The organism is Streptomyces sp. AHA2 (genome assembly GCF_036857595.1).
Taxonomy (GTDB): domain Bacteria; phylum Actinomycetota; class Actinomycetes; order Streptomycetales; family Streptomycetaceae; genus Streptomyces.
This window is the reverse complement of record NZ_JAUQWJ010000017.1, coordinates 1-17,593: the sequence shown is the minus strand read 5'-3', so window position 1 is coordinate 17,593 and position 17,593 is coordinate 1. Positions and strand designations below refer to the sequence as shown.

Here is a 17,593-nt window from a genome sequence, read left to right as displayed (position 1 = left end):
TGCGTTCACGGGGCGCGGCAGGATTTCGGTCATGGGATGAGGCAGGGGGTCAGGAATACTGTGCGATCAGGCTGAGCGGGCGGATGTCGGTCCAGTTCGTCTCCACGTACTCCAGGGCGGCGGCCCGCGGGCCGGGCCCCCACACCGCGTCCCAGCCTGCGGGAACGTCCGCGAAGGCGGGCCACAGGGCGTGCTGCCCCTCGGCGTTGACCACGACGTGGAAGGTGCCCTCGGCGTCGTCGAAGGGGTTGGTCATGACAGGCTCCTCAATGTGTCGGAAAGGATGCGGCCGATCAGGGCGAGCGGTTCGGGTTCTCCCAATCTGGTGTGGGGAACCCCGATCAGATGGTTCTCGACGGTGCCGTCGATATAAGGGATCCAGTTCTGGGCGAGCGTGTTTTCCGTTTCTCCTTCTTCGAGAGCTCCGAGGAAAAGCAGATGCGTTCTCACCGGGCGTGGGGCGTACAGGTTCATGATTTCGGCGTGGTTGATGGAGGCGCCGATCACCGAGCGGATCTCGTCGTCGGAGAAGGCGCCGAGCACCGGGTCCTTCAACCGGACCAGGTCGATGAGCGCCTCGACGTCGAAGGGGGCGTCCTCGGGCTCGTCCGAGGCGTCGCCGACGAGCATGTCCCGCTTCTGCGCCGGCGTCATGCGGCGGCGCCGCGGCTCGGTGGGCAGCAGGTGGACGTCCATCATCGCCAGGAGGTCGCACCGCTCGCCCAGTTCGGCGAGCCGCACGGCCAGGGCGTGGGCGACGGTGCCGCCGAAGGACCAGCCGAGGAAGCGGTAGGGGCCGTGCGGCTGGACCTCGCGGATCAGCGGCAGATAGTCGTCGACCATCTCCTCCACCGACCGGGGCGAGTGGCCCAGCTCGGCCAGGGCGCGTGCCTGCACCGCGTACAGCGGCTGGTCGGGCCCCAGGTGGCGGGTGAGGCCGGCGTAGGTCCAGCCGACGCCGGTGCCCGGGTGGATGCAGAACAGCGGAGGTCTGCCGCCCTTGGTCTGCAGGGGCAGCAGGACGCCCATCGGGTCGAAGCCGGTCGGTTCGTCGGCCAGCAGCCCCGCCACGGTCGGCGTGCGGAACAGGTCCCGTACGCCCAGGTCGAGGCCGAGGACCGCCCGCATCCGGCTGATCAGCCGCACACCGAGCAGGGAATGACCGCCCAGGGTGAAGAAGTTGTCGTCGATGCCGACGCCCTCGACGCCGAGCACCTCGGAGAACAGGCCGCACAGCAGTTCCTCGCGCGGGGTCCGCGGTGTCCGGCCGGTGGTGCGGACCGCCGGTGCGGGGGCGGGGAGCGCTGTGCGGTCGGGTTTGCCGTTGACCGTCAGCGGGATCGCGTCGAGCAGCACCGCCGCCGCGGGCACCATGTGCTCGGGCAGTCGGTCCGCCGCCCAGCGCAGCAGGTCCGGGCCGGTCAGCTCGTACCCGGCGCGCGGTACGGCGTAGGCGATCAGGCGCTTGCCGCCGGGACCGTCGTCGACAACCACCACCGCGGCCTGCCCCACCCCCGGGTGGCGGGCCAGGGTGGCCTCGATCTCGCCGGGTTCGATGCGGAAGCCCCGCAGCTTGACCTGGCCGTCGGCCCGGCCGAGGAAGCGCAGTTCGCCGTCGGCCGTCCAGCACACCAGGTCTCCGGTGCGGTACATGCGCCCGCCGTCCGCGCCGAACGGGTCGGCGACGAACCGCTCGGCGGTCAGTGCCGGGCGGCCCACGTAGCCGCGCGCCACCTGGGTGCCGGCGATGTACATCTCCCCCGCCACACCCCTCGGCACCGGTCGCAGCCGCTCGTCCAGGACGTAGACACGGGTGTTGTCGAGTGCCGCCCCCAGGTAGACGCCCCGCAGGTCGCGTTCGGTGACGGGGAAGTGCTGGTGGTGGGAGGCGAACGTGGTCTCGGTCGGGCCGTAGCTGTGCACCAGGACGGTGTCCGGGCAGTGCGCCAGGACCCGCCGCAGCGCCTGAGGGGAGGCGACGTCGCCGCCGGTCCACACCTCGTCCAGCAGCTTCAGGGTGTCCAGGCCCTCGTCGGCCATGATGTGGAACAGGCCCATGGTGAAGTAGGCGGCGGTGACGCGGTGGGTGCGCACGGTGTGGTCGATCTCGGCCAGGTCCGTGCCGTCGCCCGGGCAGAACACCAACTGCCCGCCGCCCAGCAGCGGTACCCACAGCTCATAGGTGGAGGCGTCGAATCCGATGGCCGAGTGCACCAGCATGCGCCGGTGGTGTTCGCGGTTCCAGCAGCGGTCGGTGGCCAGCTCCACCACGTTGCGGTGGGTCACTCCGACGCCCTTGGGCCGGCCCGTGGAGCCGGACGTGAACATCACGTACATCAGCGCGTCCTCGCCGACGGTCACATCCGGGGCCCCGGTGCGGGACGGGTCGAACGCGCCGGGTGCGTCCACCGCCAGCACCCGCAGCCCGGCCGCCGTCTCGGCGGTCACGGACGGCGAGTCCAGATGCGCCTGCTGGGTGAGGAGCACCCGGACGCCCGTGTCCTCGGTCATCGTGCGCACCCGGGCCTCGGGCAGCCGGGGATCCATCGGCACGTAGGCGGCACCGCACTTGAGCACCGCCAGCACGGCCACCGGCAGCAGCGGCGTCCGGTCCATCAGCACGGCGACGGCCGCGTCCCGCCCCACGCCGGCGTCGATCAGGGTGTGGGCCAGTGCGTTGGCGCGGGCGTCCAGCTCGGCGTAGGTGACCTGCTCCTCGCCGTGGGACAGGGCGGTCCGGTCGGGGGTACGCCGGGCCCGGGCGGCGAACCGCTCGTGCACCAGGCCGCATTCGGCGGACGGGGCGGCCGTGTCGTTGTAGGCGGTCAGCAGCCGGAACTCCTCCTCGGCCGACAGCAGGACGAGGTCGGTGATCCGCTGCGCCGGGTCGTGCGCCACCGACCGCAGGATGCGCTCCAGGTGGGTGGCGAGCACGGCGGCCGTCGCCGCGTCGTACAGGTCCGTGGCGTACTCCAGGACGCCGCCCACTCCGGCGGCCCGGCCGTCGGCGGTACGGGTCTCCCGCAGGGAGAGTGTCAGGTCGAACTTGGTGAAGCCCGACTCGGTGGGCAGCGGCACACCGGCCAGGTCGCTGCCCTCCCCCGTGCCCGCTTCGGCGGGCTCCACCTGCACGATCGTCTGCACCAGCGGGTGCCGGTCGGTCGACCGGGGTGGGTTGAGCCGCTCCACCACCAGGTCGAACGGCATCTCCTGGTGGGCGAAGGCCGCCAGGTCGGTGGCGCGAACCCGGTCCAGCAGGTCCTCGAACCGCGGGTCGCCGGAGGTGTCGCAGCGCAGCACGAGGGTGTTGACGAAGAAGCCGACCATCTCGTCGAGGACCTCGTCGTCGCGGCCGGCGACCACGGTCCCCAGGGGCAGGTCACTGCCCGCGCCGTGCCGGGTCAGCAGCGCGGCCAGCGCCGCCTGCACGATCATGAAGAGGGTGGCCCCGTGGTCCAGGGCGAGCCGCTCCAGGCGCGCGTGCACCTCGGCGTCCAGGACGACCGGCACCGCGGCGCCCCGTTTCGACGCCTCGGCCGGGCGGGTCCTGGCCGGGGTGGGTGCGAGCACCTCCGGGGCGCCCGCCAGGGTCTCGCGCCAGAAGGCGAGGTGTTCCTCGGCGGCCGCGTCGTGGAGGGTGCCGCGTTCCCACAGGGTGTAGTCCGTGTACTGCACCGGCAGCGGCTCCCAGGCGGGGGCGCCACCCGCGCGGCGGGCCGCGTAGGCGGTGCCCAGGTCGCGCAGCAGCGGACCGGTGGACCAGCCGTCGGCGGCGATGTGGTGCACGAGCAGCACCAGGATCTGCCCGGCGCCCTCCTCGGTGATGAGGGTGGCGCGCAGCGGCGGGTCGGCCGCCAGGTCGAAGACGTGACCGGCCGCCGTGTCGACGGCCGCGGCCCACTCGCCGGCGGGGCAGCGCACCACGTCGAGCGCCGGACGGGCCGCGGCGCCGGTCAGCACCCGCTGGTACGGCTCGCCGTCCACCGCGGGGTACACCGTGCGCAGGACCTCGTGCCGTCCGGCCACGTCGGCCAGCGCGTCGGCGAGGACGTCCGGGTCGAGCGGCCGGTCCAGCCGCAGGGCGAAGGGAATGGTGTACGAGCGGCTGGGGCCCTCCAGTTGGTCGACGAACCACAGCCGCCGCTGGGCGTACGACAGCGGCACGCGCTCGGGCCTGAGCCGGCCGGGGACGGGCGCAGGGCCGGGACGGTCGAGCGAGGGGTCCTGCCCGGCGAGGCGGGCGGCCAGCTCGCGCGGGGTGGGGGCGAGGAACAGGTCCCTGATCCGGGCCTCCAGGCCCAGGGCGGCGCGGATGCGGTTGACCAGGCGCACGCCGTACATCGAATGCCCGCCGACCGAGAAGAAGTTGTCGTCCGGGCCGACCTCCTCACGGCCGATCACCTCGGCGAACAGGGTGCACAGCACCTTCTCCACCTGCGGCTGACCGGGAGCGGCGCCGGCCCGTGCGGACTCCTGCCGTTCTCGCCGGGCGTGCCGGAGCCGGTCCCTCAGCCCGGTGACGCGGGCCTCCTCCCCGGCGGTGAGCAACTCCCGTGCCGTGACGGGAGCGTGCGGGTCGGCGGCGGCCCGCTCCAGGGCGCGCACGAAGAGGTCGAGCAGCAGGCGGGCGGTGTCCGGTTCGTACAGGTCGGCCGCGTACTGCCACCACACCGTGAGGCCGCCGTCGCCGGGCAGGGCGACGCAGGAGGCGCTGAGGTCGAACTTGGCGGCCTCCAGCCCGGGTTCGGCGAAGCGTCCCGCCAGCGGGCCGCTCGTCGCGGTGCCGGATCCGTCCTCGGTCTCGGCCGTGAGCATCACCTGGAAGAACGGATTGACCGCCAGGGACCGCTCCGGGGCCAGGTGCTCCACCAGCAGGTCGAAGGGAAGGTCCTGGTGGGCGTAGGCGGCGAGGTCCGCGTCCCTGGCTCGCTCCACCAGTTCCGCGTACGGGGCACGGCCGGACACGTCGGTGCGCAGCACCAGGGTGTTGACGAAGAAGCCCACCAGGTCGTCCAGGGCCTCGTCACCGCGGCCGGCGACGGGGGTGCCGACGGGGATGTCCTCCCCCGCGCCCGCGGCCGCCAGGGCGAGGGCGAGCGCGGGCTGCAGCACCATCAGCAGGCTGGCCCCGTGTTCGTCGCCGAGTGCGGTGAGGCGGCGCAGCGCGTCGGCGTCGAGGCGGGCGGTGAGGGTGGCGCCGGATCCGGTGGGCTCGGCGGGGCGGGGGCGGTCCGCGGGCAGGTCGAGCACGGTCGGCATGCCGTCCAGGGCGGCGCGCCAGTGCGCCAGCAGCGGTGCCGGGTCCGCCAGCAGGTCCCGCTGCCACAGGGTGTAGTCCGCGTACTGCACCGGCAGCGGCTCCCAGTCGGGAGCGCCACCGGCGCGGCGGGCCGCGTAGGCGGCGCCGAGGTCGCGCAGCAGCGGGCCGACGGACCAGCCGTCGGTGGCGATGTGGTGGGTCAGCAGGACGAGCGTCGCCTCCGGGTTCCCGTCCACCGAGGTGCCGGTGCGGAACAGCGCGGCACGCAGCGGCAGTTGCGAGGCGAGGTCGAAGGTCGCGGAGGTGAAGCGGGTCACCTCGGCGGCCAGGTCGCCGGCCGCGCAGGTGCGCACGTGGAGCGGGACGGGCGGCTCGTCGAGGACGTGCTGGTAGGGCTCGCCGTCCACGGCCGGGTACACCGTCCGCAGCACCTCGTGGCGTTCCACCAGGTCACCGAGGGCGGCGGTCAGGGCAGCCGGGTCGGGGTCCTCGTCGAGCCGCAGCACGACCGGCAGGTGGTAGGTGGTGGACGGGCCCTCCAGCCCGGCGAGGAACCACAGCCGGCGCTGGGCGTACGACAGGGGCACGCGGTCCTCGGCCGGCAGCGGCTGCCCGGCGAACACGTCGAACGCGGGGTCCGGTGCCGGGACCGGGGCCGGGGCGGACGTGCGGGCGGCGTGGGCGCGCAGCTCCTTGCGGTCGATCTTGCCGGAGGAGGTGCGGGGCAGTGCCGGGAGCGGTGTGAACGTCGTGGGCACGGCGGCCGGGGGCAGCACCTGCCGGGTGTGCTCGCGCAACGCGGACGGGCTCACGCCGCCGTCCGTGACCACGAAGGCGGTCAGGCGCTTGCCACCGCCGGGGGCGTCGGTGGCGACCACGGCGGCCTCGCGCACCCCCGCGTGCCCGGACAGCACGGACTCCACGGAGGCCGGATCCACCCGGTGGCCGTTGATCTTCACCTCGTCGTCGGCGCGTCCGTCGAAACCGAGCTGACCGTCGTCCCGGATGCGCACCAGGTCGCCGGTGCGGTAGGCGCGTTCGGCACCGAGCCGCACGAAGCGGCGTTCGGTCAGCTCGGGCCGGCCCAGGTAACCCAGCGCCAGCTGTCCGCCGAGCAGCCACAGCTCGCCGTCGACCACGGCGGCCCGCATGCCGGGCAGCGGCGTGCCGATCGGCACCGGCCCGCCGGTGTACCGGGACAGGTCGGCGACGGTGGCGACGACGGTCGTCTCGGTGGGTCCGTAGGTGTTCAGCAACCGCACCCGCTCCGGGTCCACGGCCGCGCACCACCGGGCCACCCGGTCCGGCAGCGCCGCCTCGCCCCCGATGACGACGGTCCGCAGTGTGGGGGGCAGGTCGGCGAGCCCGGCGGCCACCGCGTGCGCCAGCTCGTGCCAGTAGGCGGTGGGCAGGTCCAGCACGGTGACGCCGTGCGCGGTGCAGCCGGCCAGCAGCCCGGGGACGTCGAGCATGTCGTCCTCGCGCAGGACGAGGGTGGCGCCCGCGCCCAGGGTGAGGAAGACCTCCTCGACGCTGGCGTCGAAGTGCAGCGGGGCGAACTGGAGGACCACGTCGTCGGCGGTGATGCCGTAGACGTCGGTGGCCGCGGCCGTGAAGGCGGCGAGAGCGTCCTGGCCGACGACCACGCCGTTCGGGGTGCCGGTGGAGCCCGAGGTGTAGATGACGTACGCGGCGTCCGGGTCCACGCCGGGCCCCGGCAGGACGTGCTCACCGTCGACGGTGGTCGGGCCCGTGCCCGTGCAGTCGGCGAGGACGGCCGCGGTGCGGGCGGCCGGGGCCCTGGGGTCCAGCGGCAGGTAGGCCGCGCCGGTGCGCAGGGCGGCGAGGAGCCCCACGACGGCGTCGATGCCGCGCGGCCGGTGCACGGCGACCAGCCGGCCCGGCCCGGCCCCCTGGGCGGCCAGCTCGTCGGCGCGGAACGCCACGGCGAGGGCGAGCTGCCCGTACGTCATCCGGCGTCCGCCCTGCACGAGGGCGATGCGCTCGGCGTCCTGACCGGCGATCCGGTCCAGGACGCGGGACGCCGTGCGGGGCGCCGGGCCGCCGTCCAGGACGGCGGAGGCGGTGGGGACGGTCGAGGGCATCGCGGGGCCTCCAGGCGAGGGATCGGGGTGTGCCGCCGGCTGACGTGCTCTCACGCTAGGCAGCCCACGTCCCCCCGGCGGGCAGTCGGCGGGGCAGCTTGTCCGGCGGCTCGGCGCCCGTTTCCTGCCGCTGCCGCCTCGAACTGCCGCCGCGGCTGCCGCTGCCGGTCGTCCACCGCGGCCGGGCACGACGGAGCCCGGAGCGACCGAGGGTGCTGTCGGTCGCTCCGGGCGGTGGGTCGGTGGCGGTCACGGGCTTGTGCGCCGACGTCGCGCGGGAGCCGGGTGCGGTTCGCCAGGCGCCGGGCGCCGGGACGCCTGTCCCCTACGGCTGACGGACCCGGTCGCCGCTGCGGGTGCGGCGGCGCAGCGGCGGGACCGGTGCGGTTTCGGCGGCGGCGGCCGCAAGGTAGGCGGCCAGCTTCGCCGGGGTGGGGTGGCGGAACACCTCGCGCAGGGTGAGCTCGCGGCCCAGTTCGGTACGGACCCGGTTGACCAGCCGGACCGCGAGCAGCGAGTGGCCGCCCGCCTTGAAGAAGTTGTCGGCCGGGTCGACTTCCCGTCCGCCGAGCACCTCCCCGAACAGCCGCAGCACCCCGGTCAGCAGGGTGTCCCCCGGCCCGTCCACGTCGTCGCGGGCGTCCCGAACGGCCTCCTGCGGGCGGGCGGAGCCATCGGGCGCGATCGTGATCACGGCCGGCACGCTGTACTCCGGCAGCCGCTCCGCCGCCCAGGCCTGCACCTCTCCCTCGGCGAGCCCCCGACCCGTCACCTGTGCTGTGATCCGGTCGTCGGCGATGCGCACCCGGGCCTCGCGCACCGCCGGGTGCCCGGACAGGACCGCCGCCACGTGATGCACGTCGATCCGGTAGCCGTTCACCGAAGGCCGCTCGCCGCGCCGGTCGGCCGGGGCCGGGAGGTCTCCGACGCGTGCGTCCGGGTCCGCCGCGTACAGCTCGAGTGCCCGCGTGAGCAGATCGGTGAGACGGGCCGCCCCGGCGGGCCCGTACAGGTCCGTGGCGTACTCCAGAACGCCCGCCAGGGAGCCGTCCGGTTGTTCCGCCAGCGCGAAGGTGAGGTCCGACTTCGCGCTCCCCGAGGTGTGGGGCAGTTCGGTGCCGGCCAGCGGACCGGCCGACGTGTCGTCCCGCTCCGGACGGGAGTCGACCTGGAGCATCACCTGCACCAGGGGGTGGTGGGCGGTGGAGCGGTGCGGGTTGAGGTGCTCCACCAGCCGGTCGAAGGGCAGGTCCTGGTGGTCGTAGGCCGCCAGGTCGGCGTCGCGCACCCGCTCCAGCAGTGTGCCGAAGCCGGGGTCGCCGGAGGTGTCGGTGCGCAGGACGAGGGTGTTGACGAAGAAGCCGACCAGGCCGGACAGCGCGTCGTCACCGCGTCCGGCCACGCTCGTGCCGAGCGCCAGGTCGGTTCCCGCGCCCAGCCGGGTCAGGCAGGCCGCGAGCGCCGCCTGTACCGCCATGAACAGGGTGGCGCCCCGGGATCTCGCGGTGCGCACCAGGGCCTGGTGCGTGGCGGCGGGGACGGTGAAGCCGGTCAGCGCACCGCGTCCGGACGGCAGTGCCGGCCGCGGCCGGTCGGTCGGCAGGTCGGTCAGCGGCGGCAGGTCCGCCAAAGCGTCCTGCCAAAAGCGCAGTTCGCCGTCGGCGCCGCCGTCCGAGAGGAGTTGCCGCTGCCACAGGGTGTAGTCGGCGTACTGCAGCGGCAGCGCCGGCCGGTCCGGCGCCTGTCCGCGCGCCCGGGCTTCGTACGCGGCCGCCAGGTCGGCGAGCAGCGGGCCGGTGGACCAGCCGTCGGCGGCGATGTGGTGCAGCAGCAGGACGAGGGTCTGCGGGCCGTCGCCCTGCGGATGCAGCAGCCAGGCCCGCAGGGGGATGTCCCGTGCCAGGTCGAAGACGTGCGCGGCGGCGGCGTCGACGGCCGCCGTCAGGTCGGCGGGCCGGCCCAGCTCGAGGTGCGGGCGGGCCCCGTCCAGCACCTTCTGGTACGGCTCCCCGCCTTCGCTGCCGTAGACGGTGCGCAGCACCTCGTGCCGTTCGGCGACGTCCGCGAGCGCGTCGGCCAGCGTCATCGGGTCCAGCGGCCGTTCGAGTCGCCGCACGAGGGCGATGTTGTAGGTGGCGGACGGGCCTTCCATCTGGTCGACGAACCACAGCCGGCGCTGGGCGTACGACAGCGGCAGCCGCGCGGGACGCCGGCCGGCGGGGATCGCCACCGGGCCCGGCCGGGACACGGTGTGGTCCGCTCCGGTCTCGGCCAGCCGCCGGTGCAGGGCGAGAGGGGTCGGCGCGAGGAACAGGTCGCGGATGCCCACGTCGAAGCCGAGCACCGTCCGGATGCGGTTGACCAGCTTGCTGGCGAGCAGCGAATGGCCGCCGGACTTGAAGAAGTTGGCGTCCGCGGTGAACGTGTCCCTGCCCAGCGCCGCGGCGAAGAGCCCGGTGAGGATCTCCACGCGCGGGGCGTGCACGGCGGCTCCGGCGGTGTCCTCGGCGGGCTGCCGTGCGGTCGCCGCCGCCAGTCGTTCCCGTCGGGCCGCCACTGACCGCTCCTCCTCGGTCGTCAGCAGTCGCAGGACCGACAGGCGTGCCGTGGGGTCGGCGGCGACGGCCCGCAGCGCGCGCGTGAACACCTCCAGCAGCAGACGGGCCGTGTCCGCCTCGAACAGGTCCGTGGCGTAGCCCAGGTGGAGGTCCAGGCCGGCGGGGCGGCCGTCCGCCGTGCGGCGCACGGCGCAGTGGAACGACAGGTCGAACTTGGCGGCGCCCAGGTCCGTGCTGGTCGCGGTGGCGGTGAGCGCGCCGAGAGCGGCCTGTTCGGCGGCACTCTCCTGCACGGTGAGCATCACCTGGAAGAACGGGTGCTCACCCAGCGCCCGCCCCGGCTGCGCGAGCCGTTCCACGAGAAGGTCGAACGGCAGGTCCTGGTGGTCGAAGGCGGCCAGGTCGGCGTCGCGGACCCGGTCCACCAGCTCGGCGACGGCCGGGTCCCCGGACAGGTCCGTGCGCAGCACCAGGGAGTTGACGAAGCAGCCGACCAGTTCGTGCAGGTCCTGGTGGGAGCGGCCGGCCACCGGGGTGCCGACGGCCAGGTCCGGGCCCGCGCCGACGGCGCGGAGGGTGGCCGCCAGGGCCGCCCTGACCACCATGAACAGGCTGGCCCTGCGCTCCCGCGCGAGTGCCGTCAGCGCCCGGTGTGCGTCCGCGTCCAAGGCCGCCGACACCGCCGCTCCGCGCCCCGATGGTTCGGCGGGCCGCGGGCGGTCGTACGGGAGGTCCGTCCGGTCGGGCAGACCGGCCAGCGCCTTCTCCCAGAAGGCCAGCAGCCGCTCCCGGGCCGGTCCGGCCAGCAGCCCGCGCTGCCACAGGGCGAAGTCGGCGTACTGCACGGGCAGTGCCGGCCAGGAGGGTGCGCGGCCCGCGAGGCGTGCCGTGTAGGCCTCTCCCAGGTCGCGCACCAGCGGGGCCAGGGACCAGCCGTCCGTGGCGATGTGGTGGACGAGCAGCACGAGGACGGAGGTGCCGTCACCGGGCAGGAACACCCGCGCCCGCAGGGGTCCCTCATCCGCGAGGTCCAGGTGCGAGCGTCCGAAGGCGGCCAGTCGTTCGTCCAGTTCGCCGGGCGGGCACTGCTCCCACTGCGGCAGTCCGTCCGGGACCGGGTCCGCCGGCGCCACCCGCTGGTGGGGCTCGCCGCCCTCGGATCCGTACACCGTGCGCAGCACCTCGTGCCGGGCACGGACGTCGGCCAGCGCGGCGGCGAGCGCCCGCCGGTCGGGCACTCCGTCCAGGCGCAGCACCAGCGGCGCGTTGTAGGCGGCGGAGGCCCCCTCGATACGGCCCAGCAGCCACAGGGCGCGCTGCGCGGCCGACAGCGGCAGCAGGGCGGGCCGCGCCCCGGGCGGTACGGCGGTCAGCTCCGGGCGGTCGTCGGCGCGGCCGGTCCGTGCCGCTTCCGCGAGCCGCCGGTGCAGCGCGGCCGGGGTCGGTGCGAGGAAGAGGTCGCGGATGCCCACCTCGGTGCCGAGCGCGCCGCGGATGCGGTTGACCAGCTTGCCCGCGAGCAGGGAGTGGCCGCCGTTGCGGAAGAAGTTGGCGTCCGCGGGAACCGTCTCCCGGCCGAGCACCTCGGCGAACAGACCGCACAGGATCTCCTCGCGCGGGGTGAGCACGTCGGTCCGCACGGCCGCGGGGGCGGGCTCGGCGGCCGCGGTGCGCCCGGTGTGGGCGCGCCGCCGCCGGAGGTCCTCCCGGTCATCGGCGCTCAGCAACCGGAGCTCGGCGACGGGTCGCAGCGGGTCGGCGGCGAACGCGGCCAGGGCTCGGAGGTAGGTGCCGAGCAGCAGGCGGGCGGTGTCCTCGTCGAACAGGTCCTCGGCGTAGGTCAGGGCCACATCGACGCCGCCCGGGCGGCCGTCCTCGGTGTGGTGCTCGGCGCAGTACCAGGTCAGGTCGAACTTGGCCGCGTCCAGGCCGGTGTCGCTGGTGTGCCCGGTGATGCCACCGGGGAGCCGGACCGGGTCCGGTCCGGCATCGTCGGCCGCCACGGTCAGCATCACCTGGAAGAACGGGTGGTGGCCGAGGGCCCGTTCCGGCGCCAGGTGCTCCACGAGCACGTCGAAGGGCAGGTCCTGGTGTTCGTAGGCGGCCAGGTCGGCGTCGCGGACCCGGTCGACCAGTTCGGACACGGCCGGGTCGCCCGACAGATCGGTGCGCAGGGCGAGGGAGTTGACGAAGAACCCGACCAGGTCGCGCAGGTCCTCCTCGGGGCGGCCGGCGACGGGCGTCCCGATCACGACGTCCTCGCCGGCCCCGGCGGCCGCCAGGGCCGTCGCCAGCGCGGCCCGGGCCACCATGGTCAGCGTGGCGCTCCGGGCGCGGGCCAGGGTCAGCAGCCCGTCGTGGGCGGCCGCGTCCAGCCGGCCGGTGACGGTGGCGCCGCGGCCGGACGGCTCGACGGGGCGGGGCCGGTCGGCGGGCAGGTCGAGGACGGCGGGCGCTCCGTCCAGTGCGCCGCGCCAGTGGGCCAGTTGCTCGGCGGCCAGGCTGTCCGGGTCGGCCGGGTCGCCCAGCAACTCGTGCTGCCACAGGGTGTAGTCGCGGTACTGGACGGGCAGCGGCTCCCAGTCCGGCGCCCGGCCGGCGCACCGGGCGGCGTAGGCCGCCGCCAGGTCGCGCAGCAGGGGGCGCACGGACCACCCGTCGGTGGCGACGTGATGGAGCAGCAGGACGAGCACGGACGTCCCCGTCGAAGGGGCGGCGCCCGTGGACGGGGCGGTGCCCGTGGTCCCGTCACCGGTCCGGAACAGCCGGGCGAGCAGCGGCGGCCGGGCGGTGATGTCGATCGGCTGCCGGACGAACGCGGCCACGGCCGCATCGCGTTCGGCGGGTGTGCGGTCCTCGACGGCCAGGGGGTCGACGGCGGAGGCCGGCCGCACCTGCTGGTACGGCTCGCCGTCGGCGCCGGCCGCCAGGACGGTCCGCAGCACCTCGTGCCGCTCCACGACGTCGGCCAGGGCGGCCCGCAGGGCGTCGGGGTCCGGCACGCCGTCCAGGTGGAGCACGACGGGGGCGTTGTAGGCCGCGGAGGGCCCGTGCAGGCGGCCCAGGAACCACAGCCGGCGCTGGGCGAACGACAGCGGGATCACGGTCATGGTCCTTACGCGTCCTGGCCCGGCGCGGCGGCGACGAGCGTGTCGATGTGGGCGGCGAGGTCGCGCAGCCGGGGGTTGGCGTAGACGGCCTTGACGGGCAGGGCGACGCCGAGTTCGGCGCGGACCCGCGACACCAGCTTGATCGCGAGCAGGGAGTGTCCGCCCAGCTTGAAGAAGTTGTCGTCCGGCCCGATGCGGGAGGCGCCGAGCACGGTGGACCAGACCCCGGCGATCAGCGTCTGGGAGCGGGACAGCGCCGGGTCGGCGGCGCCGGCCGCGCTCCTCTCGGCGGCGGGGGCGGGCAGCGCGGCCCGGTCCAGTTTGCCCTGCGTGGTGGTGGGGAAGCGCTCCACTGCCACGAAGGCCGCCGGGACCATGTAGGCGGGCAGCGTCGCCGCCAGGTGTGCGTGCAGGGCCGAAGCCTCCGCCGGGCCGGCCGCCGGGTCCTGCGGGCGGTGGTAGGCCACCAGGCCGGGGGCGCCGTTGACGTCGTCGCGCAGGACGACCACGGCTTCGGCGACCCGCGCGTGTCCGGTCAACGCGGCTTCGATCTCCGGCAGTTCGATGCGGTGACCGCGCAGCTTGACCTGCCCGTCGGCCCGCCCGAGGTAGACCAGCCGGCCGTCGGGCAGCGGTCGTACGAGATCGCCGGTGCGGTACATGCGGGCCCCGGAGCCGTCCGGGTCGGCGACGTAGCGATCGGCCGTCAGGGCCGGGCGGTGCCGGTAACCGCGGCCCACGCGCGGGCCCGTCAGGTACAGCTCGCCGCTGCCGCCGGCCGGCACCGGGCGCAGCGCCTCGTCCAGGACCCGTCCGCGCAGGCCCGGCAGCACCGTGCCGATGTGCGGTTCGTCAGCGCCGTCGATCCAGCCCGCCGTGGAGTCCACGGTGCATTCGGTGGGTCCGTACAGGTTGACCGCCCGCAGCACACCGGCCGTGGTCTGCTCACCGATCCGCCGCCACAGGGCGGGACCGATCGCCTCGCCGCCGACGAGGAGGGTCAGGGGGCGCGGCCCGCCGTCGGCGGTCAGCAGCTCCAGCAGCGGTTCGGCGTGGGCGGGAGTGACGTCCAGCGCGGTCAGGGCGTGTTCGTCGACGAAGCGGGCCAGCAACGCCGGGTCGGCGCGCGTCTCGTCGTCGACCATGACCACGGTGTCGCCGCGGCACAGCCGGACCCACTGCTGCACCGAGGCGTCGAACGACGGCGAGGCGTTCCAGCCGACCCGGCCGGCCCCGGGGCCCGCGATGCCCTCGGACTCCAGTTCGGCCAGCAGCGCGGAGACCGCGGCCCGGCCGATCTCGACGCCCTTGGGACGGCCGGTGGAGCCGGAGGTGTAGATGACGTACGCGAGGCCGTCGCCGGACACGGGCACAGGCCGGTACGGCGACTCCGTGACGCCGTCGGACGCGGTGAGTTCGCCGACGGTGACGTGCGCGGCCTCCGGTGCCAGGACGTCGGTGCAGTCGTCGGCGGTGACGACCAGGTCGGCGCGGGCGTCCTCCACCAGGTAACGCCGCCGGTCGGCGGGGAGCCGGGGGTCGACCGGCAGGTAGGCTGCGCCCGCGGTCAGGGTGCCGATCAGGGCGGTCACCAGGTCGGCGCCGCGCGGCAGGGCGAGGGCGACGACGCTCTCCGGGCCGATCCCGCGGGCGGCGAGCCGGCCGGCGATCCGCATGGCCTCGGCGCGCAGCCCGGCGAAGGTCAGCTCCCGGTCGGTGGCGACCACGGCGGTGCGGTCGGCGGGCGCCTCCGCCAGGCGGTCCAGCAGGTCGGTGACGGAGGAGGCCGGACGCTCAGCGGTGCCCACGTCCGTGGCGGGGCGCTCGGGGGTGCTCGTGGTGGTGGCGAGGTGCCCGGCGGTGGTCGTAGTCGTGTCGGGGCGTTCGGTGGTGGCCGCGGCGGAGGCGGGGCGCTCGGGCAGGACGGCGGTCATGGCGGCGGTCACTCTCCGGAGAAGACGGTGGTGGCGGGCTCGGTGGTCGGGGCGCAGTCGGCGAGCGCGATCGGTTCGCCCATGGCGACGAGGATCTTGCGGTCGCCCGTGAACGCCTCGCGGCCGTGGGCGCACAGGACGTTGTCGACGAGCATGAGGTCGCCCTCCTGCCAGGTCTCGCGGACCGTCACCCGGTCGTAGACGGCGTTGACGGCGTCGACCTCGTCGTCGGTGAGGCGGCTGCCGTCGCCGAGGTAGGTGTTGAACGGCAGGCCGTCCTCGCCGTACGTCTCGACGAGCACGTCGCGCACGTCCGGGTCGAGGGTGCGGCTGTTCCAGAACGCGAAGTGGTTGAACCAGCTGCGCTCCCCCGTCACCGGGTGGGTGACGATGGCGGAGCGGCGCTGGCGGGTCACCAGCGAGTCGTCGTCCAGCCACTCGAAGCCGACGGTGTTCTCCGCGCAGTAGGCCTCGGCGACGGCCTTGTCCTCGGTGGCGAACGTCTTGTACCAGGGCAGCCCGGCCAGTTCTGAGTAGTTGCGCACCAGCAGCCAGCCCATCCGCTCGAACCGCGCGACCAGGTCCGGCGGGAGCAGCCGCAGCGCCTCGCGCATGTCGCCGACCGTGGTGGCGCCGCCCTCCTGGGGCGCGGTGACGCAGCCGAACAGCAGGACGCCGGGGAAGTCGAGGGTGTAGCTGTTCTCGTTGTGCAGCCGTATGGGCTGGACGGCGGGCAGGTCGGTGGAGGAGAACACGCCCTCGCCGAAGTCGGTGCGCGGGGTGGCCTTCTCCTTGTAGCCGGCCCGCTGCGAGATCAGCGCGTCACGGGCGGCGGCGAAGCTCGCGGCGTCCCGTACGGGCAGGCCGCGCAGCAGGACGGCACCGGAGCGGTGCAGCTCGGCCTGGATCTGCTCGCGATGGGCCGTCAGCCAGGCCACGGCCTCGTCGAGACCGGCGGCAGCCGGGACGTGCACGACGACGGGCTTGCCGGGCTCGCGGACCGGGGTGATCGAGCCCGTGACGGGGACGGCCGGAGCGTCTGCGTGGATGGTCATGAGGAGTCCTTCGAAGATGAGGAAGACAGGGCGGGAAGCGGAGGGGGCCGGTCGCGGGGCCCGTCAGGGGGCCGAGGCGGTGACGCGGCCGCCGACGACGGAGGACAGCACCGAGAAGAACCGCGGCAGCTGGTCCTGGAAGTAGAAGTGGCCGCCCGGCAGGACGTGCCGGGTGAACGCCTGGCCGGTGACCTCCGCCCAGCGGCCGAGGGAGGCGGCCGGGGCGACCGGGTCGGCGTCCCCGCCGATCACCGTCACCGGGCACTCCACGCGGGCCTCGGCCACCGGGCACCGGTAGACGTCGTCGATGGCGAAGTCGGCGCGGATGGACGGGATGACGATCTCCCGCAGTTCCGGGTCGTCGAGGATGGCGTCGTCGGTGCCGCCGCGCTCCTTGATGGCGGCCACCAGCTGGTCGTCGTCCAGCCGCTCGGGGTGGACCACGGCCGGGTTGTCGAGGAAGGGCGCCCGGCACGCGGAGGCGACCAGCGCCCGCGGCGTGCGGCCGGCCGCCTGGAGCAGCCGCACCACCTCGAAGGCGACCAGGGACCCCATGCTGTGCCCCAGCACGACGAGATCGTCGCCGACCCCGGGAGGCAGGCAGGCGGCCACCGGACCGGCCAGGTCGGCGATGTCGCGCGGCAGGTCCTCGGCGAAGCGGGCACCGCGGCCCGGGTACTGGCCGATCAGCAGCCGCACGTCGGCGGGCAGGTGCTCGCGCCAGTCGGCATAGGCGTGCGCGTTGCCGCCGGCGTGCGGCAGGACCAGCAGCGCGGTGCGCTGCGGGCCCTCACCGGGCAGGTCCCAGACCACGTCGTCGGGGGCGGGGGTCGGTGCTGTGTGGTCGGTCATGCGGAACTCCGTTAGTGGTCGTCGGTGCGGCGGCGGAGGGTGGGCCGGACCCGTTGGGGCGCAGCGGCGCCGGCGGCCCGCCGGGACTGGATGTGGTGGGCCAGGGCGGCCGGGGTCGGGTGCCGGAAGACGTCGCGCAGGGTGAGCGATACGCCCAGGGCGGCGCCGATGCGGTGGGTGAGGCGGGCGGCGAGCAGGGAGTGCCCGCCGTGGTCGAAGAAGCTGTCGTCGACCGACAACGCGCCCTTCGCGGGCAGCACCTCGGTGAACAGGTCGAGCACGGTCGTCTCGAGCGGGGTGCGGGGGGCACGCCCACCGCAGCTCGCCTCGGGCGCCCGGACGACGGGCAGCGCACGTTTGTCGATCTTCCCGTTGGGGGTGAGCGGCAGTCGGTCCAACGCGACCACGAACGCCGGGACCATGTGGTCGGGCAGCCGCTCACCCAGCCAGCGGCGGACTTCCTGCGGCTCCGGACCGGGTGCGGCGGTGGGCACCACGTAGGCGGTGAGGTGGTCGGTGGCCAGGAGCACGGCCTGGGCGATGCCGGGGTGCCCGGTGAGCACCGTCTCGATCCCGGTCGGCTCGATCCGGAAACCCCGGATCTTGACCTGCCCGTCACTGCGTCCCGCGTAGTGCAGATTGCCGTCACCGTCCCAGCGGGCCCGGTCACCCGTGCGGTAGAGACGGCTGCCCGCCGGCCCGAACGGATTGGGCAGGAA

General features: G+C 74.8%; 7 protein-coding genes. All 7 read right to left on the bottom strand.

Features of this window, described 5'->3' with window-relative positions:
* Nucleotides 1–49 precede the first annotated feature (49 nt).
* Nucleotides 50–256: an MbtH family protein gene (locus Q5694_RS26910; RefSeq protein ID WP_333935968.1), complete on the bottom strand. Its 207-nt coding sequence runs from the start codon at nucleotides 254–256 to the stop codon at nucleotides 50–52.
* Nucleotides 253–7,365, bottom strand: coding sequence for an amino acid adenylation domain-containing protein (locus tag Q5694_RS26905; RefSeq protein WP_333935967.1), 7,113 nt, complete (start codon nucleotides 7,363–7,365; stop codon nucleotides 253–255). Before Q5694_RS26905 ends, Q5694_RS26910 begins: the two co-directional genes overlap by 4 nt.
* A 325-nt stretch (nucleotides 7,366–7,690) precedes the next feature.
* Nucleotides 7,691–13,027 (bottom strand): condensation domain-containing protein, encoded by a 5,337-nt coding sequence (locus tag Q5694_RS26900; protein WP_443040949.1) that lies wholly within the window; start codon nucleotides 13,025–13,027, stop codon nucleotides 7,691–7,693.
* Nucleotides 13,028–13,038: 11 nt separating this feature from the next.
* A complete protein-coding gene (locus Q5694_RS26895; protein ID WP_333935965.1) occupies nucleotides 13,039–14,979 on the bottom strand; it encodes a non-ribosomal peptide synthetase in 1,941 nt (646 codons plus the stop codon).
* Complete coding sequence (locus Q5694_RS26890; RefSeq protein WP_333935964.1) at nucleotides 14,976–16,022, bottom strand: TauD/TfdA family dioxygenase; 1,047 nt, start codon at nucleotides 16,020–16,022, stop codon at nucleotides 14,976–14,978. The genes Q5694_RS26895 and Q5694_RS26890 overlap by 4 nt, the downstream gene beginning before the upstream one ends.
* A 63-nt stretch (nucleotides 16,023–16,085) precedes the next feature.
* Nucleotides 16,086–16,874, bottom strand: coding sequence for a thioesterase II family protein (locus tag Q5694_RS26885; protein WP_333935963.1), 789 nt, complete (start codon nucleotides 16,872–16,874; stop codon nucleotides 16,086–16,088).
* 11 nt (nucleotides 16,875–16,885) lie between these two features.
* On the bottom strand, nucleotides 16,886–17,593 hold a 708-nt coding region (locus Q5694_RS26880; protein ID WP_333935962.1), incomplete at its 5' end, for a phosphopantetheine-binding protein.